This is a genomic window from Pseudomonas sp. DTU12.1 (assembly GCF_009873475.1).
In the GTDB taxonomy this organism is placed as follows: domain Bacteria; phylum Pseudomonadota; class Gammaproteobacteria; order Pseudomonadales; family Pseudomonadaceae; genus Aquipseudomonas; species Aquipseudomonas proteolytica.
Genome location: NZ_CP045254.1, coordinates 2220911 through 2245580 on the forward strand (window position 1 = coordinate 2220911; position 24670 = coordinate 2245580).

Annotated in this window: 20 protein-coding genes; 9 read left to right on the forward strand and 11 right to left on the reverse strand. The window is 60.1% G+C overall.

The annotated features are described in order from the left end of the window. The first annotated feature begins 28 nt into the window (after window positions 1–28). Complete coding sequence (locus tag GDV60_RS09955; protein ID WP_159907007.1) at window positions 29–1261, forward strand: winged helix-turn-helix domain-containing protein; 1233 nt, start codon at window positions 29–31, stop codon at window positions 1259–1261. 43 nt (window positions 1262–1304) lie between these two features. On the opposite strand, the gene GDV60_RS09960 is transcribed toward GDV60_RS09955, so the two are convergent. Then, window positions 1305–2651 (reverse strand): class II 3-deoxy-7-phosphoheptulonate synthase, encoded by a 1347-nt coding sequence (locus GDV60_RS09960; RefSeq protein ID WP_029298031.1) that lies wholly within the window; start codon window positions 2649–2651, stop codon window positions 1305–1307. 142 nt (window positions 2652–2793) lie between these two features. On the opposite strand from GDV60_RS09960, the gene GDV60_RS09965 reads away from it, so the two are divergent. Then, entirely contained in the window at window positions 2794–3549 is a 756-nt protein-coding gene (locus tag GDV60_RS09965) for a spermidine synthase (protein ID WP_029298032.1), read from the forward strand. A gap of 364 nt (window positions 3550–3913) precedes the next feature. On the opposite strand, the gene GDV60_RS09970 is transcribed toward GDV60_RS09965, so the two are convergent. Further along, the gene (locus GDV60_RS09970) at window positions 3914–4705 is read right to left on the reverse strand and encodes a crotonase/enoyl-CoA hydratase family protein (protein ID WP_133715847.1); all 792 of its coding nucleotides are present in this window, start codon (window positions 4703–4705) and stop codon (window positions 3914–3916) included. Window positions 4706–5127: 422 nt separating this feature from the next. Here GDV60_RS09970 and GDV60_RS09975 point away from each other — a divergent pair, with 422 nt between their 5' ends. Then, entirely contained in the window at window positions 5128–6801 is a 1674-nt protein-coding gene (locus GDV60_RS09975) for a DEAD/DEAH box helicase (protein WP_017136163.1), read from the forward strand. A 357-nt stretch (window positions 6802–7158) separates the two neighbouring features. Here the strand turns inward: GDV60_RS09975 and GDV60_RS09980 are convergent, their stop codons facing one another. Beyond that, on the reverse strand, window positions 7159–7926 hold the full coding sequence (locus GDV60_RS09980) for a class III extradiol ring-cleavage dioxygenase (protein ID WP_159907009.1): 768 nt from the start codon (window positions 7924–7926) through the stop codon (window positions 7159–7161). 103 nt (window positions 7927–8029) lie between these two features. Between GDV60_RS09980 and GDV60_RS09985 the strand changes: the two genes are divergently transcribed. Further along, window positions 8030–8686: a thiopurine S-methyltransferase gene (locus tag GDV60_RS09985; protein ID WP_159907011.1), complete on the forward strand. Its 657-nt coding sequence runs from the start codon at window positions 8030–8032 to the stop codon at window positions 8684–8686. A gap of 55 nt (window positions 8687–8741) precedes the next feature. On the opposite strand, the gene htpX is transcribed toward GDV60_RS09985, so the two are convergent. Further along, window positions 8742–9629 (reverse strand): protease HtpX, encoded by an 888-nt coding sequence (htpX, locus tag GDV60_RS09990; protein ID WP_159907013.1) that lies wholly within the window; start codon window positions 9627–9629, stop codon window positions 8742–8744. 313 nt (window positions 9630–9942) lie between these two features. Then, on the reverse strand, window positions 9943–11154 hold the full coding sequence (locus GDV60_RS09995) for a pyridoxal phosphate-dependent aminotransferase (protein WP_029298044.1): 1212 nt from the start codon (window positions 11152–11154) through the stop codon (window positions 9943–9945). 203 nt (window positions 11155–11357) lie between these two features. Here GDV60_RS09995 and msrB point away from each other — a divergent pair, with 203 nt between their 5' ends. From msrB to GDV60_RS10010, 3 genes are all read left to right on the forward strand, one after another. Further along, window positions 11358–11759: a peptide-methionine (R)-S-oxide reductase MsrB gene (gene msrB, locus GDV60_RS10000; RefSeq protein ID WP_104911992.1), complete on the forward strand. Its 402-nt coding sequence runs from the start codon at window positions 11358–11360 to the stop codon at window positions 11757–11759. A 166-nt stretch (window positions 11760–11925) separates the two neighbouring features. Continuing rightward, entirely contained in the window at window positions 11926–12411 is a 486-nt protein-coding gene (locus tag GDV60_RS10005; protein ID WP_029298051.1) for a glutathione peroxidase, read from the forward strand. Further along, on the forward strand, window positions 12408–12869 hold the full coding sequence (locus tag GDV60_RS10010; RefSeq protein WP_104911994.1) for a MarR family winged helix-turn-helix transcriptional regulator: 462 nt from the start codon (window positions 12408–12410) through the stop codon (window positions 12867–12869). Before GDV60_RS10005 ends, GDV60_RS10010 begins: the two co-directional genes overlap by 4 nt. Here the strand turns inward: GDV60_RS10010 and GDV60_RS10015 are convergent. Beyond that, a complete protein-coding gene (locus GDV60_RS10015; protein WP_104911995.1) occupies window positions 12853–15177 on the reverse strand; it encodes a response regulator in 2325 nt (774 codons plus the stop codon). The genes GDV60_RS10010 and GDV60_RS10015 overlap by 17 nt on opposite strands. Before the next feature lie 165 nt (window positions 15178–15342). Between GDV60_RS10015 and GDV60_RS10020 the strand changes: the two genes are divergently transcribed. Then, on the forward strand, window positions 15343–16233 hold the full coding sequence (locus GDV60_RS10020; RefSeq protein ID WP_029298058.1) for an ATP-binding protein: 891 nt from the start codon (window positions 15343–15345) through the stop codon (window positions 16231–16233). Further along, a complete protein-coding gene (locus GDV60_RS10025; protein WP_092235263.1) occupies window positions 16230–16712 on the forward strand; it encodes a GAF domain-containing protein in 483 nt (160 codons plus the stop codon). Before GDV60_RS10020 ends, GDV60_RS10025 begins: the two co-directional genes overlap by 4 nt. Before the next feature lie 102 nt (window positions 16713–16814). Here GDV60_RS10025 and GDV60_RS10030 read toward each other — a convergent pair whose 3' ends face one another. From GDV60_RS10030 to GDV60_RS10050, 5 genes are all read right to left on the reverse strand, one after another. Next, complete coding sequence (locus GDV60_RS10030) at window positions 16815–20441, reverse strand: transporter substrate-binding domain-containing protein (protein WP_092235268.1); 3627 nt, start codon at window positions 20439–20441, stop codon at window positions 16815–16817. Window positions 20442–20449: 8 nt separating this feature from the next. Further along, window positions 20450–21076, reverse strand: a complete 627-nt coding sequence (locus GDV60_RS10035; protein WP_104911997.1) for a response regulator transcription factor — start codon at window positions 21074–21076, stop codon at window positions 20450–20452. Window positions 21077–21429: 353 nt separating this feature from the next. After that, window positions 21430–21831 (reverse strand): response regulator, encoded by a 402-nt coding sequence (locus tag GDV60_RS10040; RefSeq protein WP_029298066.1) that lies wholly within the window; start codon window positions 21829–21831, stop codon window positions 21430–21432. A gap of 246 nt (window positions 21832–22077) precedes the next feature. Continuing rightward, window positions 22078–23409, reverse strand: a complete 1332-nt coding sequence (locus GDV60_RS10045; RefSeq protein WP_070995463.1) for a deoxyguanosinetriphosphate triphosphohydrolase — start codon at window positions 23407–23409, stop codon at window positions 22078–22080. A gap of 72 nt (window positions 23410–23481) precedes the next feature. Continuing rightward, entirely contained in the window at window positions 23482–24645 is a 1164-nt protein-coding gene (locus GDV60_RS10050; RefSeq protein WP_133715854.1) for an EAL domain-containing protein, read from the reverse strand. Window positions 24646–24670: the final 25 nt, after the last annotated feature.

The window sequence follows — 24670 nt, forward strand, 5'->3', positions numbered from 1 at the left end:
AGTCTGTGGGCCAAATCAGGAGATGCACATGCCCGCAGATCTGAGTTTCTCCCTTAAGCAGGCGCGTCGCATGGCGTTGGCGGCCCAGGGCTTTTCCGGGCGCCAACCGCCAGCGCAGGTCAAGGCTGTGCAGGTCAACCGCCTGATCGAGCGCCTGGGGGTGTTGCAGATCGATTCGGTCAATGCCGTGGTGCGTTCGCACTATCTGCCGCTGTTTTCCCGCCTGGGCAATTATTCCCCGCTGTTGCTCGAACAGGCCGCCTGGAGTCAGGGGCGGCGGCGCACGTTGTTTGAATATTGGGGGCATGAGGCCTCGCTGCTGCCCATGGCCCTGTATCCGCTGATGCGCTGGCGTATGCAACGTGCGTCCGAGGGGCAGGGGATCTATCAGCAAATGGCGCGTTTTGGACGCGAGCAACAGGCCACCATCCGCCGGGTATTGGCCATCGTCGAGCAGCAAGGCGCGCTGGGGGCTGGCAGCCTGTCGACCCGTCAGGAACGCGCCGGGCCCTGGTGGGACTGGAGTGACGAGAAGCACGCGCTGGAGTGGTTATTCGCCGCCGGCCTGGTGACGGTGGCCGGGCGCCGTGGTTTCGAGCGGTTGTACGACTTGCCCGAGCGAGTCATTGCCCCGGCGATTCTGCAACAGGCGCCCTTGAGTGAGCACAGTGCCCAACGTGGGTTGCTGCTGCATGCCGCGACGGCGTTGGGCGTGGGGACGGAAAAGGACCTGCGTGATTATTTTCGCCTGGAACCGGCAGACAGTCGCGGGCGCCTTGCCGAGCTGGTCGAGGATGGGCAATTGCAGGCCTGCCAGGTCCAGGGTTGGAAACAGCCGGCGTACTGCCTGCCCGAGCCGAGCGTCCCACGCAAAGTCACGGCCAGTGCCTTACTGTCGCCTTTCGATTCATTGATCTGGGAGCGCAGCCGTACCGAGCGGCTGTTCGAATTCCGTTATCGGTTGGAGATCTACACCCCGCAGGACAAAAGGGTGTACGGCTATTACGTGCTGCCATTCCTGCACAACGAACGGGTTGCGGCGCGCGTGGATTTACGGGCCGAGCGCGCCAACGGGCGGCTGGCGGTCCATGCGGTGCACGAAGAAGAGCCGGGGTTGGACGAGGCGGGGATGTTGGCGTTGGCGTTGAATTTGCGGCAGATGGCTGATTGGCTGGGGTTGGAACAGGTGCGGATCAACTGTCAGCGGCCCAGTGCGGCCCGGTTGCGGGTGGCGATGCTGGCAATGGAGGCAGGCAGGTAGGGCTACTGTGGCGAGGCCGCTCGCCACAGCGGGCCTCGTGGTCCTAGCGTTTGACCTGCTTCAGCGTCTCGGCAATCAGGAACGCCAGCTCCAGCGACTGATCGGCATTCATCCGCGGGTCGCAGTGGGTGTGGTAGCGGTCCGACAAGCCATCTTCGGTAATCGGTCGCGCACCACCAATGCACTCGGTGACATTTTGCCCGGTCATTTCGATATGGATCCCGCCGGCGTAAGTCCCTTCGGCTTCATGGACCTGGAAGAATTCCTTCACTTCGCTGAGGATCTGCGCGAAGTCCCGGGTCTTGTAGCCGCTGCTGGCCTTGATGGTGTTGCCATGCATCGGGTCGCTGCTCCACAGCACCTGCTTGCCTTCGCGCTGCACGGCACGGATCAGGTTGGGCAGGTGATCGCCGACCTTGCTGGCGCCCATGCGTGCGATCAGGTTCAGGCGGCCGGGGTCGTTGTCCGGGTTGAGGATATCGATCAAGCGAATCAGGTCGTCGGGGTTCATGCTCGGGCCGACCTTGACCCCGATCGGGTTGTTCACCCCGCGCAGGAACTCGACGTGTGCGCCATCGAGCTGGCGCGTGCGGTCGCCGATCCACAGCATGTGGGCCGAGCAGTCGTAGTAATCATTGGTCAGGCTGTCGCGGCGCACGAAGGCTTGCTCGTAGTTGAGCAGCAGCGCTTCGTGGGCGGTGAAGAAGCTGGTCTCGCGCAATTGTGGCGAGGTGTCCATGCCGCAGGCGCGCATGAAGGCCAGGGTCTCGTCGATGCGATCCGCCAGTTGGCTGTACTTGTCGGCCAGGGCGGAGTTGGCGATAAAGTCCAGGTTCCACTTGTGCACCTGATGCAGGTCGGCAAAACCGCCCTGGGCGAAGGCCCGCAGCAGGTTCAGGGTGGCGGTGGACTGGTGGTAGGACTGCAACAGGCGGTCGGGGTCCGGGACGCGGCTTTTCTCGTCGAAACCGATGCCATTGACGATATCGCCACGGTAAGCGGGCAGGGTGATGCCGTCGATGGTTTCATCGTTGGCCGAGCGCGGCTTGGCGAATTGGCCAGCCATGCGCCCGACTTTGACCACCGGGCAGCCAGCGGCGAAGGTCATGACAATGGCCATTTGCAGCAACACTTTAAACGTGTCACGGATCTTTGCGGCGGAGAACTCGGCAAAGCTCTCGGCGCAGTCGCCACCTTGCAGCAGGAACGCGCGCCCCTGGGTCACCTCGGCAAACTGGCGGCGCAACTCCCGGGCTTCGCCGGCGAAGACCAGCGGCGGGTAACTGGCCAGGCTCTGCTCGACCTGCAGCAAATGTGCGGCGTCGGGGTAGCGGGGTTGTTGCTGGATCGGCAGGGCGCGCCAGCTGTCGGGGCTCCAAGGTTGGCTCATCGTGAACTCGAATGAATGTCGGGAGCGTGCATGTTATCAGCAATTAGTGCGTGACCTGCTGGCGCTGCTTGGCCGACAATCGCGCCTTTCCCGCTTGCTACCAGGCGGCTTGAGCCCGTGCCCGGGCCCGTTAGGAGATGAAATGACTGAGGAGCGCGTCGAGCGCCTGTTGGCTGAGGTCCATGATGACTTCGGCATGATTCGCGTGCTGGAAGTGGCTGACTACCGCTTTCTCGAGTTTGGCGATGCCATCGAGCAGAGCTGTGTGTTCACCGCCGACCCCAGCTGGCTCGAGTACGACTACACCCGCGCCATGTTGATTGGCGCCTTGTGCCATGAGCAGCCCGAAAGCGCGCTATTTCTCGGCCTGGGGGCCGGGACGCTGACCCAGGCGTGCCTCAAGTTCCTGCCCCTGGAGGATGTCGAGGCCATTGAGCTGCGTCCGGACGTGCCGCGCCTGGCTATCGAGTATCTAGGGTTGGATGATGACCCGCGGTTGTACATCCGCGTGGGTGATGCATTGGAGTTGCTGGAGACGGCAGAGCCGGCAGACCTGATTTTCGTCGACCTGTATACCGATGTGGGGCCTGGGGTTGGCCACCTGGCCTGGACCTTCCTGGAAAACTGCCAGAAGAAACTCAACCCCGGCGGTTGGTTGGTGATCAACCAGTGGGCGACCGATGATGGCAAGCCGCTGGGTGCTGCACTGCTGCGCGGGCTTTATCATCGGCATTATTGGGAATTGCCGGTGAAGGAGGGCAACGTGATCCTGCTGGTGCCGGCGGACCTGGACCAGACGCTGGACCTGGCGGCGGTTTCTGCGCGGGCCGAGGCGCTGGCGCCACGCCTGGGGTATTCGTTGCAGGCGTTGATCAAGGCTGTTCGGCCGGCGACGTAGGTGTCTGTACTGGCCCATCGCGGGCAAGCGCGCTCCCACAGGTGTATGCGGTCAAATGTGTGGGCTTGCCCGCGATGAGCATAGGTATCTACACAACTTTCAGAAACTGACGAACTCCCCCGTGGCGAGCGGGCTTGTCGGAACGCCGCATCGCCCGCGCTGGGCTGCGAAGCAGCCCCAAAACCAGCCGCTGCGGCGTATCTGGTACAACGCATTCGGCTTATTGGGGCTGCTTCGCAGCCCAGCGCGGGCGATGCGGCGTTCCGACAAGCCCGCTCGCCACAACTGCGCTATCTGCCTGGATCTAGGCGTTGCGGCAAAATTGTGTAGATACCCATGCCGCGATGAGGCCATCACTGACTGCTTACAAACCTTTGAACACCCCCGGCCGCTTCTCCAGCATCGCTCGCACTCCTTCCTTGGCATCCTCGCTGTTAAGCAGTTTTTCGACCAGCACCGGCAACCCGGCCGCCGCCGCAGTCTCGCCTTCATCCCGCGCCTGGCGTGCCGATGTCAAGGTCGCCTGCACGCCCAGCGGCGCCTGGCTGGCGATCCGGTTGGCCAGGGCCAGCGCCCGCGGCAGCAGGTCTTCGCTGGCCATGACCTCCTGCACCAGCCCCAGGCGCAGGGCCTCATGGGCATCGAACTCATCGCCAGTCAGTAGCCAGCGCATGGCATTGCCCCAGCCGGCGATCTGGTGCAGGCGCAAGGTGGCGCCACCAAAAGGGAAGATCCCACGCTGGACTTCCATCTGCGCAAAGCGCGTATTGCTGGCGCACAGGTTGATGTCCGCTGCGAGCATCAGCTCGATACCGATGGTCAGGCAATAGCCCTGGGCGGCAACAATCACCGGCTTGCTGACCCGCGGCCCGGCAAATACACCCCACGGATCGCAGCCTCCCAGCGGCGGTTGCCAGCCCTGGGCCATGGTGTGGGCGACGTTGATCAGGTCCAGCCCGGCGGTGAAGTGGTCGCCATGGCCGAACACCACGGCTACGCGGGCTTCTTCATTGCGATCGAATTCGCCGTAGGCCAGGCTCAGTTCGTTGAGCAGGTCGAGGTCAAAGGCGTTGCGCTTGGCGACCCGATCGAGCCCCAGCACCAGGACATGCCCTTGTAGTTCACGGCTGACGCGGCTGCTGCTGGCTTGATTCATGGGGAGATCCTCGGGCGCGAAAGGCAGTTTCGGACCGAAGGGCCCACTGCAAAAGGTGAAGCGTTTAAGCGCAATGACCAACAGGGCCGGGCCTTTGAAAAATAGACGCTCCTGCAAGGATGCGCAAAGCCTGTGACACAGAGCACTTGAATGGGCTTTTCCGATAAAAAAAGCTCCCTTTTTCAGGGATTTCCGGTATAGTGCGCGCCGGCCTTTAACCGGGCCGCGTTTAGGTAGCGCAATTCCCCGAAGTCAGCTTCGGCTGCACGTCCGCACAGCGGACTCTCCCTTGACGAATCTTTTTCATTCATTCGTTTTCGCAAATCCCCGCCGACAAAGCAGCCAGGGCGACTCTTGAGTCTCAACACGGCATGCGCAGCTTTGGAGCATGGGTCTTTGCGGATGCACTTAGAGGCAGACCCATGACCCAGGAAACCGGCGGCTTCGCCGCTTTTAATCTTAACCCGAACATTCTTGCTGCCGTCATCGCGACCGGCTACGAAGAACCTTCGGCTATTCAGCAGCAATCGATCCCGATCATCATGGCCGGCCAAGACATGATTGGCCAGGCGCAAACCGGTACTGGTAAAACCGCCGCGTTCGCTCTGCCTATCCTGCATTGCATCGATCCTGCCAAGCGCGAGCCGCAAGCCCTGATCCTGGCGCCAACCCGTGAGTTGGCGCTGCAAGTAGCAACCGCTTTCGAAACCTACGCCAAGCAAATGCCGGGCGTTACCGTTGTGGCCGTTTACGGCGGCGCGCCTATGGGCCCACAACTCAAAGCAATCCGTAATGGCGCACAGATCGTTGTCGCCACCCCGGGCCGTCTGTGCGACCACCTGCGTCGCGACGAAAAAGTGCTGTCGACCGTGAACCACCTGGTTCTCGACGAAGCTGACGAAATGTTGAAGCTGGGCTTTATGGATGACCTGGAAGTCATCTTCAAGGCGCTGCCACCGACCCGTCAGACTGTATTGTTCTCGGCCACCCTGCCACAGTCGATCCGTGCCATTGCCGAACGCCACCTGCGCGATCCGCAACACGTGAAGATCCAGACCAAGACTCAGACCGTTACCGCGATCGAACAGGCTCACCTGTTGGTTCACGCTGACCAGAAGACCTCGGCTGTATTGAGCCTGCTGGAAGTCGAAGACTTCGACGCCCTGATCATGTTCGTGCGCACCAAGCAAGCGACCCTGGACCTGGCCAGTGCCCTGGAAGCCAAAGGCTACAAAGCCGCTGCGCTGAACGGTGACATTGCCCAGAACCAACGTGAGCGCGTGATCGACTCCCTCAAGGATGGCCGTCTGGACATCGTTGTAGCGACCGACGTAGCTGCTCGTGGTCTCGACGTTCCGCGTATCACCCACGTGTTCAACGTTGACATGCCTTACGATCCAGAGTCCTACGTTCACCGTATCGGCCGTACTGGCCGTGCCGGTCGCGAAGGTCGTGCACTGCTGCTGGTGACTCCGCGTGAGCGCCGCATGCTGCAAGTGATCGAGCGTGTAACCGGTCAGAAAGTTGCCGAAGTCCGCCTGCCGGATGCCCAGGCCGTTCTCGATGCCCGCATCAAGAAACTGACCAACAGCCTGTCGCCGCTGGTGGCTGACGCTGAATCGACCCACGGCGACCTGCTGGACCGCCTGACTGCCGATATCGGTTGCACCCCGCGTGCCCTGGCTGCAGCCCTGCTGCGCAAGGCTACCAACGGTCAGGCCCTGACCCTGGCGGCGATCGAGAAAGAACGTCCACTGGTGCCGAACAACGCTCCGCGCGGTGATCGTCCAGAACGTACGGGTGACCGTCCGGACCGTGGTGATCGCGAGCGTCGCGCTCCGGTTCCATTGGCTGAAGGCCGTGCCCGCTGCCGTACCGCGCTGGGCGCGCGTGATGGCATCGCCGCCAAGAACCTGCTGGGCGCTATCCTCAACGAGGGTGGCCTGGCACGTGAAGCGATCGGTCGCATCCAGGTGCGTGACAGCTTCTCCCTGGTGGAGCTGCCGGAAGATGGCCTGGAGAAGTTGCTGGCCAAGCTGAAGGACACTCGCGTTGCCGGCAAGCAGCTCAAGCTGCGTCGCTATCGCGAAGATTGATCGGCCTGCAGGCTGATTGATCGAACATAAAAAATCCCCGACTGGTTCGGGGATTTTTTTTGCCTGGGATTTCACCTGGCCGTGGCGGCTATGGGAAAGGCACAAGTATCTACACAACTTTCAGAAACTGACAACCCCCCCTGTGGCGAGCGGGCTCGCCCCGCGCTGGGCTGCGAAGCAGCCCCAAAACCAGCCGCTGCGGTGTATCTGGTACAACGCATTCGGCTTATTGGGGCTGCTTCGCAGCCCAGCGCGGGGCGAGCCCGCTCGCCACAACTGCGCTATCTGCCTGGATCTAGGCGTTGCGGCAAAGTTGTGTAGATACCTATGATGGGGAAGGGGGGCAAGCCAGCGCTGTTAGTCAAATCGATAGATATCCATCCCCAAGGCGCCCAGGGTGAACCCCTGGTGCGCCACACTGAACTGCCCACCCGCGCCGCGTGCGAAGTACAACGGCAGCAAGTGCTCATCGCTGGGATGGCTGCGTACCGCATAAGGCGCTTGCTGGCGGTAGTCGTGCAACGCGGCCTCATCCTGTGTGGACAGTTTGTCGACCACCCAGTCGCGAAATTCCCGCGCCCAGGGCTCAATGCTTTCCGGGCCGGCGCGCCAGTCCAGCTCACCGAGGTTATGGGTAATGCTGCCGGAACCGATCAGTAGAACGCCTTCTGTGCGTAAGCTCGCGAGAGCCTGCCCGATCCGGGTTTGCAGCGCGGGCCCCATATGGCTGGGCAAGGACACCTGCACCACGGGGATATCGGCCGCCGGATACATCAACGACAGCGGCACCCAAGTGCCATGGTCAAATGGGCGCTGGTTGTCGAGGCGGGCCTGTAGGCCATCGGCGGCGAGCAACTCGACGATCTGCTGCGCGAGTGCCGGGTTGCCGAGCGCTGGATACTGCACCGCGAACAGTTCGCGGGGGAAGCCGCCGAAGTCGTGCCAGGTTTCTGGGGCGGGACTGCCACTGACCAGTAACTCATGGCTTTCCCAGTGCGCGGACATCACCACGATTGCCTTGGGCCGGGGCAGGGCGCCAGCCAGTCGCTCAAGGGCCGGCCCGCTGGCGCCGGGTTGCAGGGCCAGCATGGGCGAGCCGTGGGAAATAAACAGGCTGGGGAGCATGGGCGGGGTCCTCAAGGTTAAGATGGGACCATCTTCAATCAGATCATTGATCTAAATCTAATATAAGTTTTAGCGCTATTTGATCGAATTTTCAGGACTACTCATGGACTCCACCTTTTGGCATGACCGCTGGGCAAGCAATCAGATCGGTTTTCACCTGCCCGAGGTCAACCCCTACCTGCTGCGGCACTGGCCGGGCCTCGGGTTGGCCAATCAGGCACGGGTACTGGTGCCGCTGTGTGGCAAAAGCCTGGACCTGATGTGGCTGGTGCAGCAGGGGTATGGGGTGCTGGGTGTGGAGCTCTCGGAAAAGGCCGTCCAAGAGTTCTTCCAGGAGCATTGCCTGGTTGCGCAAGTCAGCCAGCGGGGAAGCTTCAAGGTTTATCAGGCGGGCGCTATCGAGTTGTGGTGCGGCGATTTTTTTGAGTTGAGGCGCGAGGATGCAGCGGGCTGCACGGCCCTCTATGACCGGGCGGCGCTGATTGCCTTGCCGCCGTTGATGCGCGAGCGTTATGCCGCGCATTTGCAGGTGATTACGCCGCAGGTGGGTAGTGGCCTGCTGATCAGCCTGGACTATCAGCAGGCCCAGAAAGCAGGCCCGCCATTTGCGGTCAGCGACGATGAGGTCCATAGGCTGCTGGGAGCGCACTGGCGGCTGAGCACCCTGGAGCAGCGGGATATCCTGGCCGAGAGTCCGAAGTTCGCCCAGGCTGGCGTCACGCGGCTGGAGGAGCGGGTTTACCAACTGGCGGGGTGTTAAACCTGCACCCACAAAAAAGGGGCGATTGAATCGCCCCTTTTTTACTTGCTGGCTGTCAGCCGCGACGACGCAGTGCGTCGATCCGCTCTTCCAGCGGCGGGTGGCTCATGAACATCCGTGCCAGGCCTTGCTTGACGCCGCCGTTGATGCCGAAGGCATTCAGGGTGTCAGGCATATTCACCGGCAGGCCCTGTTCGGAGCGCAGGCGTTGCAGGGCGCCGATCATGGCGGCAGTACCGGCCAGTTGGGCACCGGCTTCGTCGGCGCGGAATTCGCGTTTGCGCGAGAACCACATCACGATGGAGCTGGCGAGGAAGCCCAGTACCAGTTCGGCAAAGATGGTCGCCACGTAGTAGGCGATACCCTGGCCGCCTTCGTTCTTGAAAATCACCTTGTCGACAAAGTTGCCGATGATCCGCGCGAAGAACATCACAAAGGTGTTCACCACGCCCTGGACCAGTGCCAGGGTCACCATGTCGCCGTTGGCGACGTGGCCGATCTCGTGGGCCAGCACGGCCTTCACTTCGTCGGGCGAGAAACGCTCCAGCAAACCCTGGCTGACGGCAACAAGAGCATCGTTCTTGTTCCAGCCGGTGGCGAAGGCGTTGGCCTCGTAGGCCGGGAAGATCCCGACTTCCGGCATCTTGATCCCGGCTTCGCGGGACAGTTGCTCGACGGTCTGCAGCAGCCATTGCTCATGCCGGGTGCGCGGCTGGGTGATGATCTGGGTGCTGGTGCTCATCTTCGCCATCCACTTGGAGATGAACAGCGAGAAGATCGAGCCGGCAAAACCAAAGACGGCACAGAAAACCAGCAGCTGATTGAGGTTCAGATCAACCCCGTTGGCCGCCATGAACCCGTTGAAGCCGAAAAGGCTCAGGGTGATGCTGGCAATCAGCACGACCGCCAGGTTAGTGGCCAAGAACAGCAGGATGCGCATCATGGTTGTAGAATTCTCCTCATGCTTAATATGTCGCTTACTGCGGGGTATATAAGGTGCGGCACTGGGCTATTCAACCGGGCGACTATTTCAAACTGTGTCCTACAGCGTGAATGTAGAGCCTTGAAGGGAATTTCTGACTCTGGATGCAGCTGGAAATTCCCGTTCGGCAGCCTTTGGGCCCCGTGATTGTTGGGACGTACAGAGTAGAGGGGAAGCGGGGCAGGGCAGAAGGTGTTTCTACGCGAGGCGGGCACAGATGTGTTGCCAGATACTCGCTGTACGACCTGTAGCGGGTCGTACAGCGAAAGCACAGTTACTGGCGATAGGACTTCAGGAAGTTGCCGATGCGCCCGATGGCCATGTCCAAGTCATCCACGCGCGGCAGGGTCACTACGCGGAAGTGATCAGGCCACGGCCAGTTGAACGCCGTGCCCTGGACCACCAGCAGCTTTTCCGACAGCAGCAGGTCGAGGACGAACTTCTCGTCGTTGTGGATCGGGCACACTTTCGGGTCGATCCGTGGGAAGGCATACAGGGCGCCCATGGGTTTGACGCAACTGACGCCGGGAATGTCGTTGAGCAGCTCCCAGGTACGGTTGCGCTGCTCCAGCAGACGGCCAGCGGGCAGCACCAGGTCGTTGATGCTCTGGTAACCCCCCAGTGCCGTCTGGATCGCGTGTTGGCTCGGCACGTTGGCGCACAGGCGCATATTGGCCAGCATATCGATGCCTTCGATATAGCTCTGGGCATTGTGCTTGGGCCCGGAGATGGCGACCCAACCGGAGCGGAAGCCCGCCACCCGGTAGGACTTGGACAGGCCGTTGAAGGTCAGGCACAACAGGTCCGGGGCGAGCGAGGCCGTGCAGATGTGCACAGCGTCGTCATAGAGGATCTTGTCGTAGATCTCGTCGGAGAACACCACCAGGTTGTGCTGACGCGCCAGTTCCAGCATGCCCAGCAGGACTTCCTTGGAATACACCGCGCCGGTCGGGTTGTTGGGGTTGATGATGACCAGTGCCTTGGTGTTGGGCGTGATCTTGGCCTTGATGTCGGCCAGGTCCGGCCACCAGTTGGCTTGCTCGTCGCACAGGTAATGCACCGGATGGCCACCGGCCAGGGTCACGGCGGCCGTCCACAGCGGGTAGTCCGGCGCGGGCACCAGCACTTCGTCGCCATTGTTGAGCAAGGCTTGCATGGCCATCACGATCAGCTCGGAGACGCCATTGCCCAGGTAGATATCTTCGATACCCACCCCTTCCACCTGCTTTTGCTGGTAGTACTGCATCACCGCCTTGCGCGCGCTGAACAGACCTTTGGAGTCGCTGTAGCCTTGGGCGGTGGGCAGGTTGCGGATCACATCCTGGAGAATTTCATCCGGCGCTTCGAAACCAAAGGGCGCCGGGTTGCCAATGTTCAGCTTGAGGATGCGATGGCCTTCCTCTTCCAGGCGTTTGGCGTGCTTGAGCACTGGGCCGCGAATGTCGTAGCAGACGTTGGCGAGCTTGTTCGATTTGCTGACCTGCATGGCGATGTGATCCCGAAAATGAACGATCCAGACGATGTGAAGACTACCGTGCTGGGAATCCTGCGTGTGGCCTGACCCATAAATACGTTTGAATGCCGATAACGCGGGTGCCAGACTGGTGTTTTGAAGAGGCGCAATCATACGTGCCGCCTGATCCATGGAAAAGACACAGATCAGGCTTTTTCAGTTGTCGAGGTGTATTGATGGAAAAGTTGGATAAGACCCTGGATGAATGGCGGGAAATGCTCGATCCGGCGCAGTACCAGGTGTGCCGCCTCAAGGGCACCGAACGGCCGTTTTCCGGTAAGTACAACGCCACCACCACCGATGGTGTGTATCACTGTATTTGCTGCAATGAGCCGCTATTCGATTCCAAGACCAAGTTCGATGCCGGTTGTGGCTGGCCCAGTTTTTATGAGCCGATTGCCGACAGCGCGATGATCGAGATTCGCGATGTCAGCCACGGGATGATTCGCACCGAAGTGACCTGTGCCAAGTGCGATGCGCATTTGGGGCACGTGTTCCCTGATGGACCGCCGCCTACTGGCTTGCGTTACTGCATCAACTCGGTGTGCCTGGACCTGGTTCCCCGCGAAGATCGTTAACGGTGACGCGGGCTGCCTGGGTGAACGCGGCGTCTGGGCGTTTTTCGCGGGCAAGCCCGCTCCTACAAGGGGAGAATGTCGGGATATCGGTTTGGCTAATCATATTGTGTGCAATTGAATTGCTCGCTATGTTTATCTTGTCTTCTTTACTTCTTGAGGCCTTGTCATGAGCGACAACCTGCTGACCATTCCCTGCACCACCATCAAGGGCGAGCAAAAGACCCTGGCGGACTTCGCCGGTAAGGCGATCCTCGTGGTCAACACCGCCAGCAAGTGCGGGTTTACCCCCCAGTACAAAGGCCTTGAGCAGCTCTGGCAGCAGTACAAGGACCAGGGGTTGGTGGTGTTGGGGTTTCCGTGCAACCAGTTCGGCAAGCAGGAGCCGGGCAACGAGGGGGCGATTTCTGAATTCTGTGAGTTGAACTTCGGTGTCAGTTTCCCGCTGTTCAAGAAGGTCGATGTCAATGGGGGTGAGGCCCATCCGCTGTTTGTGCAGTTGAAGCAGCGTGCGCCAGGCCTGCTGGGTTCCAAGGGCATCAAGTGGAACTTCACCAAGTTCCTGATCGGCCGCGATGGCCAGGTGGTCAAGCGTTTTGCCCCGACCACCAAGCCCCAGGAACTGACCCAAGAGATCGAAGCGTTGCTTAAATGACAGACTTGCCTAGCGTATCCCTGGCCTTGGATGACCAGTTGTGCTTCAAGCTGTACGCCGCCTCCCGGGCGGTGACACGGGCTTATAAGCCGATGCTTGACCAGTTGGGCCTGACGTATCCGCAATACCTGGTCATGTTAGTGCTGTGGGAATGGCACGCCTGCGCGCCGCACCTGCCGACGGTCAAGGCGCTTGGGGAGCGCTTGTTGCTCGACTCCGGCACTTTGACGCCGCTGCTCAAGCGCCTGGAACAGCTGGCGCTGATCAAACGTCGCCGTAGCGCGGCCGATGAGCGTGAAGTGCACCTCAGTCTTAGCGAAGCAGGCCAGGCGCTGCGTGATCGCGTCCAGCCGCTGAAGGCCCGCCTGTTGTGTGACAGCGGCGTGGACCTGAGCCACGCCGACGCCCTGCGCCAGGGGCTGGACCAGCTGTTGCGGCAAATCAAAGCGTTGTCGTAGTCGGCACCCAGAGGTCGAGCAGGGCGTTGAGTTCTTCGCGGCGAAAGGGCTTGGCCAGGTAGTCGTTCATCCCGGCGGCCCTGCACCGTTCGCGCTCCTCGGCCAGGGCATTGGCGGTCAGTGCGACAATCGGCAGCTCTGGCCAGCGCCCGCTGCGGCGAATCTGCCGGCTTGCCTCGTAGCCGTCCATGACCGGCATGTTGCAGTCCATCAGCACCATATCGAAACGTTGTTCCTCCAACTGTTTCAACGCCTCGCCGCCGTGGGCGGCGACCACCACCTCGCAGCCAAGCTTGCTGAGCATGCCTTTGGCTACCAACTGATTGACCGGGTTGTCTTCCACCAACAGGATGCGCGCCCGGTGGGCGACCGGGCTGGTTTCCAATTGGGCCAGGTCGAGGACGATTTCACTGTCGGCGCGCAGGGTGCGGTGCAAAACCTGATACAACGCCGCGCGGCTCAGCGGGCGTGCCTGCTGTTGCAGGGGCGCCAGCGCGGCCACTTCCTCGCTGGGCATGAAGCTGCCGTAGGCGGTGACCAGCAGGATCGGTGCGCGGATGCTCGGGCGCAGGCGGAATAGGCATTCGGGGCAGTCGGTGATGAGGATGTCCGGTGCCAGGCCGCTCAAGTCATCGTCGATCGTATAGCTGTGCGGAGTCAGTCCCCAGTGCGGCAGCAGGGTCTGCAGCAGTTCCGCCAAGCCGCTGCTGGCCCCGGTAATGACTGCAACTTCGCCGCTCAACGGCCCGAACCGCACGGCCGGTGTGTGGGCGGGGAGTGGCAGTTCGGCACAGAACTGGCTGCCGAAGCCGGTTTCTGAACTGATGGTCAGCCGGCCTTGCATGGCCTCGCAAAGATTATGGGTCAGGGCCAGGCCCAGGCCAGTTCCGCCGAACTGTCGGGTAATACCAGCGCCCGCCTGGGTGAAGGGTTTGAAGATCCGCGCCTGGGCCTCCTGGGCAATGCCGATACCGGTGTCGCACACTTCTATGCGCACGCCATCGGGTTGCGCATTGAGTCGTACATCGACGCGGCCAAAGCGGGTGAACTTCAAGGCATTGGACAGCAGGTTACTGACAATCTGCCGGACCCGGGTCGGATCACCCACGACTTGGGCGGGAAACTGTGGGTCGATCAGGCAGGTCAATTCCACGCTGGGCGCAGCGTTTTGTGACAGCAGGTTGGCGGTGTCTTCCACCAGGGACCCGAGGTCGAAGGGGATGCTCTCCAGTTCCAGTTGCCCGGCATCGAACTTGGACAGGTCGAGAATATCGTTGAGCAGCTCAACCAGGACTTTGCCGGAGTCATGGGCAATCGACAGTTGTTGGCGTTGCTCGGCATTCAGCGCGCTGTCCAGGGATAGCGCGATCATGCCCAGCAAGCCATTGAGCGGGGTGCGGATCTCATGGCTCATGTTGGCGAGGAAGGCCGCCCGTGCCTGGGCCATGCCCAGGGCGGTCATTTTCGAGGCCTCCAGTTCTTCGTTGGATTGGCTCAGCCGCTGGTTGATCGCCTTGAGCTCGGTGGTACGCGCCGAAACAATGTCTTCCAACTGGCCAAGGTACTCGGTCAGGCGGTCTTCGGCGTGGCGTCGTTGCTGGATTTCGGTCTCCATATTCTCGAACTGTTGGTTGGCGACGTTGACCAGCACGCCGATCTCATCGTGTTCGTGCCCGGGCGGGCAATCCAGGCGGGCCTGGGGTGCACTGCCGGGGCTGCGTGTACTCAGTTCGTGGATGATGCGCACCAATGGCTGGGTCAGCATCACGTAGAACAGGCCCAGGAGGATGCCGGTCAGGATCAGGCTGCGGGCAAAGCCATTGAGCAGGGTGATCTCGGCGCGGCGTAGGAAATGGCTGCCAAATGCATAGGTATCGACGTTAAGACGCAGCACACCTAGAGATTCGCCGGGCATATGGGTAAGGTACAGGCGGTCTTCGAACTGGCGGTTGGCGCCGAACAGGAAGTCGCTGATGGGGCGGTAGCGGCTCTCCTTGCGCGGCCGATCAACATCAGCCAGCACCAGGCCATTGTTATCGACCAGTTGCGCCCGGGTAATTGCGGGGGAGTGCAGCAGGCCCAGGGTCAGTTCCTGGGCCAGTTCGGCGTCGATGTTGTAGGCGATGCGTGAGGCCGGGTTGTGACTGATCTCCAGCAACGCATGTATTTCACGGTTGATGGAAGCATCTTCGCTGGCATAATCAATGCCGATTTGGATCAGGCTGAGCAAGGTTCCCAATACGAAACCGACCAGCACAGTCAGTCTGGCTTGTTTATAAGACAAGCGGTGGGCGAACTTGATATCCATTGGGTGCTGAGCCACTTTACGTTTCCCTTCGCCCGGCAAGCATAGCTGAACATCCTCAACGCCAGCCTTGCCCGGTATGAATCGTTTTTCAGGTGCAACCGTCTGGCAGCTGCGTCAGGGTTGCCAATACGCCATCTTTTACAAAAACTTGCCACAGGAATAGTCATGGATTCTCGATTGAATGCCTTTCTTGAGCGGGCCGATGCGGTGCTTGCTCGTCTGGAACCCCTGTTGCCAGCCCCTCGCGCGGTGATTGACTGGAATCACTGCCTGGCAGCCCGCTGGCAGCGCGAGGGCCGCAGCGGCTTTCTGTTGCCACTGGAAGTCAGCCTGGATATGCGCCTGTCCGACCTGATCGGCGTCGACAAGCAGCGCGAGCAATTGGCGCGCAATACCCAACAGTTTCTCGACGGCCTGCCTGCCAACCATGCGTTGCTCTGGGGCTCGCGTGGTACTGGCAAATCGTCCATGGTCCGCGCGTTGCTGGCCCAGCATGCCAAGGCCGGCTTGCGCTTGATCGAAATCGAGCGTGATCACCTGGCTGACCTGCCGCGTGTGGTCGAACAACTACTCAAGCTGCCACAGCGTTTTATCCTGTTCTGCGACGACCTGTCGTTTGAGGCTGGCGAAGGCGATTATCGTGTGCTCAAGAGCGTGCTCGACGGCTCGCTGGAGCAGGCCCCGGAAAACGTGTTGCTGTACGCTACCTCGAACCGTCGTCACTTGGTGCCGGAAAACCAGAGCGACAACGACAACTGGAAGCGCGTGGACGGTGAGCTGCATCCCAGTGAGGCCGTGGAAGACAAGATTGCCTTGTCCGACCGTTTTGGCTTGTGGTTGTCGTTCTACCCGTTCACCCAGGAGCATTTCCTGGACGTGGTGGAGCACTGGATTGGTGAGTTGGCGAACAAGGCCGGTTTGCAGTGGCAGCGTGATGAAGCACTCGACATCCTTGCGGTGCGCTGGGCGACGGGCCGTGGCAATCGCAACGGCCGCTGTGCCTACCAATTTGCCCGCTACTGGGTTGGCCTTAAACTGCTGGAGCGCCAGCCATGATCGACTTGCAAGAGGCCGGCAGCGGCCTTGATGGATACGCGATGCTTTGTGCACAGCTGGAATCGCTGCTGGCCGATGAGCGGGACTTTATCGCCAACGCGGCGCAGTTTTCCGCGTTCCTGTACAACCAGCTCGATGACTTGAACTGGGCTGGCTTTTATCTCAACCGTGATGAAGAACTGGTGCTCGGGCCTTTCCAGGGGCAGATCGCCTGCGTGCGGATTCCGTTCGGCCGGGGCGTGTGTGGTGCCGCGGCGGCTTCGCGACAAACCCAGCGGGTGGAAGATGTGCATGCGTTTGCCGGGCACATTGCCTGCGACAGTGCCTCCAACAGTGAACTGGTGGTGCCGTTGATCAAGGATGGGACGTTGATTGGGGTGCTGGATCTGGATAGTCCGAAACTGGCGCGTTTCAGTGCTGAGGATCAGGTGGGGATTGAGCGGCTGGCAGCGATCTTCCTGCGGTTGACTGCCTGCTGAGTAAGCTGGGAGCTGGCTTGCCTGCGATGGTGCCCGTAAGAGTACATGGGGGTGTCAGGAACCCCACGTCTTCGTTAGCGACCATCGCCGGCAAGCCGGCTCCTACAGTGGAGCGAGGGTGTCCAACTGCTCCTGCAGTACGTGCTCGAGGTCGAGCATGGCTTTTTCGATGGCCTTGACCCAGGTCTCGAATTGCGCCAGGTCGGCATCTTCGCCAGCCTGTTCCAGCAGCTCACATTGTTCGGCCAATACGCCGGCCTGGGCGATCCTGGCGGCGCCCTTGATCTTGTGGGCCTGGTCGATCAGGCCCTGGCGGGCACCTTGCAGGAGCAATGCCATGAGTTCCTCGCGATCGCACCGGCTGCTGCTCAACAGTTCTTCCAGCAGACGCTGGCTCAGCAGTGGATCACCGCCGGTAAGGGCGTTCAGGCCGTCGAGGTCAAAGATCCGCGATGGCGCGTATGGGGTGATTTCGGCCAGTTGGCGCTCCAGTGCCGTGAGGCTGATGGGCTTGAACAGGCAGTCATTCATGCCCGCGTCCCGGCAGCGCTGTTTTTCCTCCGGTTGGGCATTGGCGGTGAAGCCCAGAATGACACAGGGCGTGATGCTCTCCCGTCGCTCATGCTCACGGATTGAACGGGTCAGTTCATAACCGTTCATTACCGGCATATTGCAGTCGGCAATGATCAGGTCGAAGTGTTCCTGGCGCCAGGCCTGGAAGCCCGCCGCACCATTGTGGACTGCGGTGAAGCGATGCCCGAGGAAGCCCAGTTGCTGGCACATGAGCAGGCGGTTGGCCGGATGGTCGTCCACCACCAGTACATTCAGCACGGCTGCGGCATTCTGGGCCGCGGGCTTGAGTTCGATCAGCGGGTAGGCAGGAGGCAGGCTGGTCAGTTGCAGCGAGACAAACACCTGGGTGCCCACGCTGGGGACGCTGCTCAGGGCCAGCTCTCCGCCCATCATCTCGCACAGGCTGCGACAGATCACCAGGCCAAGACCGGCGCCGCTCCTGGCCAGGTGCCCGGAATTGTCGGCTTGGGAAAAAGGTTCGAACAGGCGTTGCTGGTCATCCCGGCTGATACCGATACCGGTGTCCTCGACCACCAGTTTCATCTGGATCTGTTGTGGCTGTCCGGTGGCCTGGATATCCACCTTGATCTTCACGTCTCCCTGCTCGGTGAACTTGATGGCGTTGCTCACCAGGTTCGACAGGATCTGTTTGAAGCGCAGGGGATCGATCTGCACGTCACGTTCTTCGACGCCGGGATTGAACTCCAGCAGCAGGTTGAGGTTTTTCTGGCGTGCCAGGCCATCGAACACCCGCACGACGGACTCGATCAACTCCCGCAGGTCGACGCGCTCCGGCGCCAGGCTCAAGCGGCCCGACTCAATGCGCGCGATGTCGAGGATATCGCCAATCAACTCCAGCAAGTCCTTGGCCGAGTTGTAGGCCACCTCGATCGCCGGACGGTCCAGGTGCCCCTGGTCGGCCCGTTTCAGGGTCAATTCCAACATGCCGATCACCGCGTTCATGGGCGTGCGGATCTCATGGCTCATGGTCGCCAGGAACGTGCTTTTTGCGCGATTGGCTTCATCTGCGCGGTCCTTGGCGGCGCGCAGGTCATCGAATAATTGGCGACGTTCGCTGATATCGATCCAGCCGCCGATGATGCCCTGCACCTTACCGACCGAATCCCGGTAAGGCAGGATCCAGTGATAGATCGTCAGGTGCTGCCCGCCAATGTCCAGGGAGCGGTCAAGGATCAGTGGCGTGCCTTCGGCCACCACTCGCAGATAGTCGGCATGGTACTGGTTGGCCTGGGCCGCATCCGCCAGGCTGATTTGCATGACACTCTTGCCAATGACCTCTTCACGCCTGACGCCGAAGACCTGCAGGTAACTGTCATTGCACGTCTGCAGCAAACCATTACGATCGCGCACGTAGATGGGGTGAGGAGTTTCATTGACCAGGGCACGCATGAATTCGTATTGGTCGCTCAAGGCCCGCTCTGCCATCTGCCGGTGCTTGATCTGCCTGCGCATGTAGCCGTTCCAGGCCAGTGAAGTGAGCAGCAGCAGCCCGGCAGCGCTGATGATCTGGATAATCAGGCGGTGGTAGTTGCGCCAATAGCTGTCGGATGCCGCCGTGTAGCCACGCCAGCGGTTGTTGATAACCCCCAGTTCATCCGGCGCGATGCTGAGCAGGGCCTTGTCCAGAATGGAGGCCAGTTCGGTGGCGCTGCGTGATGTTGCCAGGGAAAAAGAGGCCAGTTGCGTACCGATACTTGAACTGATCTGCAATCGGTCCTGAAAGAACTGGGACGAAAGGAAGTAGTTGGCGACCACCAAAGAATTGACGGCCCCATCCACTTGCCCCTGTGCGAGCATTTCCGAGGCCTTGAACGTATCGTCGGCCTGTACCAGGGTGATCTGTGCAAATTCCCGATGCAGATAATCCACCAGGGGGTTGCCTTGGGTGATAGCCAGTTTTTTTCCTGCCAGTTGCTCAAGGCTGGAAGGGGCGCCGGGCTCCTTGCGTGTGAGCAGGACGTAGGAGTTCTGCAGGTAGGGACGGCTGAAGTTGAGCCTGGCTTCACGTTCGCGGGTTGGGCTGATGGCGGCAATGATGTCGGCGCTGCCGTTCTCGACCTGCTCGATCATCTGGTTGACGTTGCGGGTGTGCTGGAACTCCAGGCGCAAGCCCGTGCGCAGGCGGATCAGCTCCAGCAGGTCGGCGGTCATGCCCCGCAATTGGCCGTCTGAATCGACGAACGTCAGTGGCGCGAAGGTTTCGTTGATGACCACTTTCACCACCGGATGGTCCTTGAGCCAGCGTTCTTCACGCCGGCTCAACTGCAGCTTGTGGTCGCTCAGCAGGATATCGCTGCCTGCGCTCCAGCGTTTGGCGATGCTTTCGCGCTCGTGGGATTCGACGCTGGCGAGGACCGCATCGACGATGCCCAGCAGGGTTTGCTGGCCGCGATGTACGGCAAAACTGAAGCCGTAGGCTTCGTGCTTGCCGAAATTGGCCATGCGGATGTTCTTCAGGTAGCCCTTGTTGATCATGTAGTGGGTGGAAATGGTATCGCCGAGAAATACATCGGCCTGGTCGAACGCCACGGCGTTCAGCGCATTCAAATAAGACGGATAGACCTGGATGATCGCGTTGGGGTACAGCGCTTCGACTTCCTTGAGCGGCAGGTAGTGGTAGACGAGGCTCAGGCGCATGCCCGCCAGCCCCTCGTCGAGCGGGCGGGTTTCTGCATCACGGGTGACCAGCACTGGCTGGTCGACCGCGTAGGGTGTTGATAGGACAATGTCGGCGTTGTTCGCTTCAAAGCCGTTGGCGCTACCCAGCAAATCGATTTTCCCGTCTTCCAGCGCCTGCATTGCCGCTTCCCGCGACGGGTAGCGCATCACGCTGACGGGCACTGCCAGGGCTTTGGCGAGGATGCCTGCGTAATCGGCAGTAATACCTTCGTAGTCATGCCCGCTGGCGGTGATGTCGAAAGGCGGGTAATCGGGTATCGAGGTGCCTAGCACCAGTTCGCGCTTGTTTTGTAGCCATTGGCGCTGGGTAGGGTCCAGTTGAACGTCCAACTGAGCGATACCGGCACGACTGAGCAGAGAGTAGCGTTCTGGAGCGGTTTGAGTGGCTGGCACGGCTGTACTCAAGCACAGCCCGATACTCAAAATGATTAGATAGTCCTTTAAACGCCTTGGCATCCTGTTTCTCACACTAACGCGTTGCGTTTTGCCATCTCGATAAGTTCTACCAAAGACTTGGCTTTGAGTTTTTGCATTAATCGTTTTTTATATGTGCTGACAGTTTTATTGCTGAGGAACATGCCTTTGGCAATTTCCTTGTTTGTGCGACCTTGCGCAAAAAGTTGTAAGACCATAAGTTCTCGGTCATTGACCGATTTGAAAAGTATCAATTCTTCGTTTTCGCCCAGTTCGGAGTCCGTGGTATTCAAGGCCTGGCTTGGGAAATAGTTGTAACCTGAAAGTACAGCCCTGATTGCACTTAGCAGTTCGCTTAGGTCACCTTTTTTGCAGACATAACCGTCGGCACCTGAACGCATGCAGCGTGTAGCAAAAAGTGTCGGGGATTGGGCCGTTAGAATCAGGGTTTTCATTGGCGTGCTCATGGCGTTGAACCTGCAAAGGACCTCCAGGCCGTCGAGCTTGGGAATACTGATATCAAGTATGATGAGGTCTGGAAGGCATTCGCGGACCATTTGTATCGCGTCGCAACCGTTATCTGTTTCACCGACTACTTTGTAACCTTCATGTTCCAGCAACATTCGGATTGCAAGTCGAATAACCGGATGGTCGTCAATAATAAAAACTGTATTCATGAGGCAATTCCATACTAGTGCAAATTAGCGCGCACATTAGCTCAGAAGGTAGGTCAGGAGCATGAAGGCAAGGCTGAGTAGGTATAAAACAGGAAAAATCCTACGTATAAAAAGGTATTGGACTACGATGCGCTAAGGCTTTCTTGGTCGTATTGTAAGAGTTTCTTAGGTGGAACGCTTTAAAGTTGTGCGGTGTTATTGATAGGTTGGAGAAGGGCGATATTTCATTTGCAGAAGTGTTTAATGTCCTACGTAGAAATTTGAAAAGTTACCTTGGGAATAACAGAGTGCGGGTGCGGCAGCGTGCTTCAGGTTTGACCCACGGTTTTAGCTCAAGTCCAGGGCCACACTCTTTAGTCCTGGCCGAGTCCTGATTGGCTGATCAACTCGATCCAGGCTTCTTTGTTCAAGGGCTTGGGCAAATACCCAAGCAGACGCAAGTCGCGTTGTATGGCGAGGGTTTTCAGATATTCCAGTTCAACGGCCGGTAGGCTACTTAGCAATACCGCACTTTTGACAAAACCTGCATGGCTGGCGATCTCCACCAGCTCCAAGCCGGTGAGGTCGGGCAGGCATTGATCACATAACATGACATCGAAGGGGGCCTCGGTCGTTCTCATCAACTTGATCGCCTGTTCGGCATTTTCAGCGGGGGTCAGTTGGCTGAAACCGAAACTCTTGAGTAGGCATTGGATGGCCAGGAGTTGGAACGGATGATCTTCCACCAACAGGATGCGCAATTGTCGTTCTGGCATAGGAAGTTCCGTGGAAGTAGCTGCAGGCGCAAAGTGCAAGCCATTGCCTGTGTTGAATTGCCCAATGAACCAGGCGCTGGGCGATCGTGGGTTGGCGTGAATGTAGGAGCTGATCGCTGGGTTGGATCAGAGAGGGGTGATTATTCATCGGGTGTTGGGGCGAATTCGATCAGGCCGCTCTGGTGCCAGCGTAGGTCGATTCTTCGAGGTAAGTGCCCAGGCAGGAAAGCCTGCCCGGGCCACGGTTCATTGAGGGTGCGAACGCCCAGTCATCTCGCGGGCCATTTCGCTGGCGTAGCTGTCGGTCATGCCGGCGATGAAGTCGATCATGCGCAGGAATGAACGGTGCAGCGACCAATCAGGATGGGGTGCGCTATTACCCAGTAAATCGAGGACGCGTCGATTCTTGAAAGACGGGGTACGGCCGCCATGTTGTTCCAGGGCTGCACCACAAAAGGTGTTCAGGAGGATCTCCAGGGTGGTGTAGGCGCCGATCTCATGCAGTGTCTTGCGCTTGTCCTGGAAGATTTTCTTGCGCGCCATGTCCTTGGCATTCAGTACACAACGTTTGGCCGGGCCATGCATATGCTCCACCAGGTCGCCTTGCAGGGTCCCGGCCAGCAGCGCCGACTGTTGTTCGACGAACGCCCGTGCGGCGGCGTTGGTCAGGTGCTCGATCGCCTTGCCACGCAGAATCGCGAGTTTGCGGCGCCGGGAGTCCTGGGGCCCCAGTTGCCGGTAGGTTTGCGGCAAGTCATCGCCCACCAGGTTCAACAGCAGTGATTCGACCTCGGCATACTCCAGCAAGTCCATTTCCAGGCCGTCTTCCAGATCGATCAAGGCGTAGCAGATGTCGTCGGCCGCCTCCATCAGGTAGACCAGTGGGTGGCGCGCCCAGCGTTGTTCCTCCAGTTGAGGCAAGCCGAGTTTCTGGGCGATCTGTTCAAGGATCGGCAGCTCGCTCTGGTAGCAGCCGAACTTGTGTTTCTTGTAGCCCAGGGAGTCGGCATGACGGGCGGTCCAGGGGTACTTGAGGTAAGTGCCCAGGGTTGCATAGGTCAGGCGTGTGCCGCCGTCGAACTGGTGGTACTCCAATTGCGTCAGCACGCGGAACCCTTGCGCATTGCCTTCGAAGTTGAGGAAGTCGTTGCGCTCGGCGCCGCTCATGTCATCCAACCAGCCACGGCCTGCCGCTTGCTGGAACCAGTGGCGAATCGCATCTTCGCCAGAATGGCCGAACGGCGGGTTGCCGATGTCATGGGCCAGGCAGGCCGATTGCACCACCATCCCCAGGTCACTGGGGTCGCACCAGTCGGGCAGGGCGCTGCGAATGGTCTCGCCGACGCGCATACCCAGGGAGCGCCCCACGCAGCTGACTTCCAGCGAGTGGGTGAGCCGCGTGTGGATATGATCGTTGCTCGTCACCGGATGAACCTGGGTCTTGCGGCCCAAGCGGCGAAAGGCCCCGGAGAAGATGATCCGGTCATGGTCTTTGTGAAACGGGCTGCGGCCCAACTCTTCCGGGCTGTGCAGGGATTTTCCGAGGCGTTCGCGGGTAAGCAGGGTAGGCCAATCCAAGGCGGGGGCTCTCCGTGGGATGAATGTCGAGCTCCAGCTTCCCGGTTCGGCGTGCCCGGAGCAAGCGAAAAACTACAGGCCGGCAGCGTCAATATCGATTAACAGCAAGCGCTGACCGTTATCGAAGAATTGTCCTGCTGTCAGGCAGTATTGATTGGTCGTGGCATCGCGGTAAGTGCTGGACAGAATCAAGCGGCGTTCCTCCCAGCCCTCGGCCAGCAGATGATAGAAATAAGGCCGCCATGACCAGTTGTGGCCCAGGTAGCGGCTGTCGGCTTGCCAGGCATCCTGGCGCCATTCGAAGTTTGGCGTCAGTTGGGTGCCGTGGCGATCGCACTGATAAAACCGCAATAACCTGGGAAACCCCGGCAGCCATGGCAGCCGGCTGAGTGGCGCCTGGGCCAGGGCCCAGCCTTGCAGGATCTGCATCAGTTCGATCAGTTGCTGGCGCAGCAGCATGATGCGCCCGCGCTCGGCCAGTTTCTGCTGCACGTAAGCCTGGCGTAGTACGGCGAAACGCGGGACGAATGCATCGGCAGCGAACCAGTCCAGTTGCGCCTGGGCAAACAGGTAGCCCTGGACATAACGTGCCCCGCATTCAAGGGCAAAACTGAGTTGCGCCTCGGTTTCCACGCCTTCGGCAATGATCCAGCAGCCGGTTTTTTCCGCCATTTGCGCCAGGGCGCGCACCACCTCACCGCTCGGGCCGCCCAACGCGGCGGCCTGGAACAGGCGCATATCCAGCTTGAGGATGTCCGGGCGCAAGGCCAGGACCCGATCCAGTTGTGAATACCCGGCACCAAAATCATCAATGGCAATTCGTGCGCCGGCTTCACGGTAGCGGGATACGACTTCTGCCAGACGCCGGCTATCACCTCCCAGTTCGGTAATCTCAAACACGATGCGCCTTGGATCGACGTCATGGGCTTGCAACTGCTTCAGGCTGGGCAGAGCTTGGCCCGGTCGCAGCAGGGAGATCCAGCGCGGCGAGATATTAAGGCTCAGGAACCAGTCTTCAGGCGCTTCGTGCAGGCGGCTCAGGGCGTTGTCGCGGATCTTGCGGTCCAGGCGCCGCAACGCCGAGGTGGGCGTGCGAGCGTCGGCGAACAACGGGCCGACCGAGTGCAGTTGGCCATCTGCCTGCAGCAGGCGGCCCAATGCTTCCACCCCGGCGATGCGGCCGGTAGCGGTGTCGATAAAGGGTTGGAAACAGGCGAGCGGTTGCCCGTCAATCACAGAGCCTCCTTAAAATGCTTGGGCA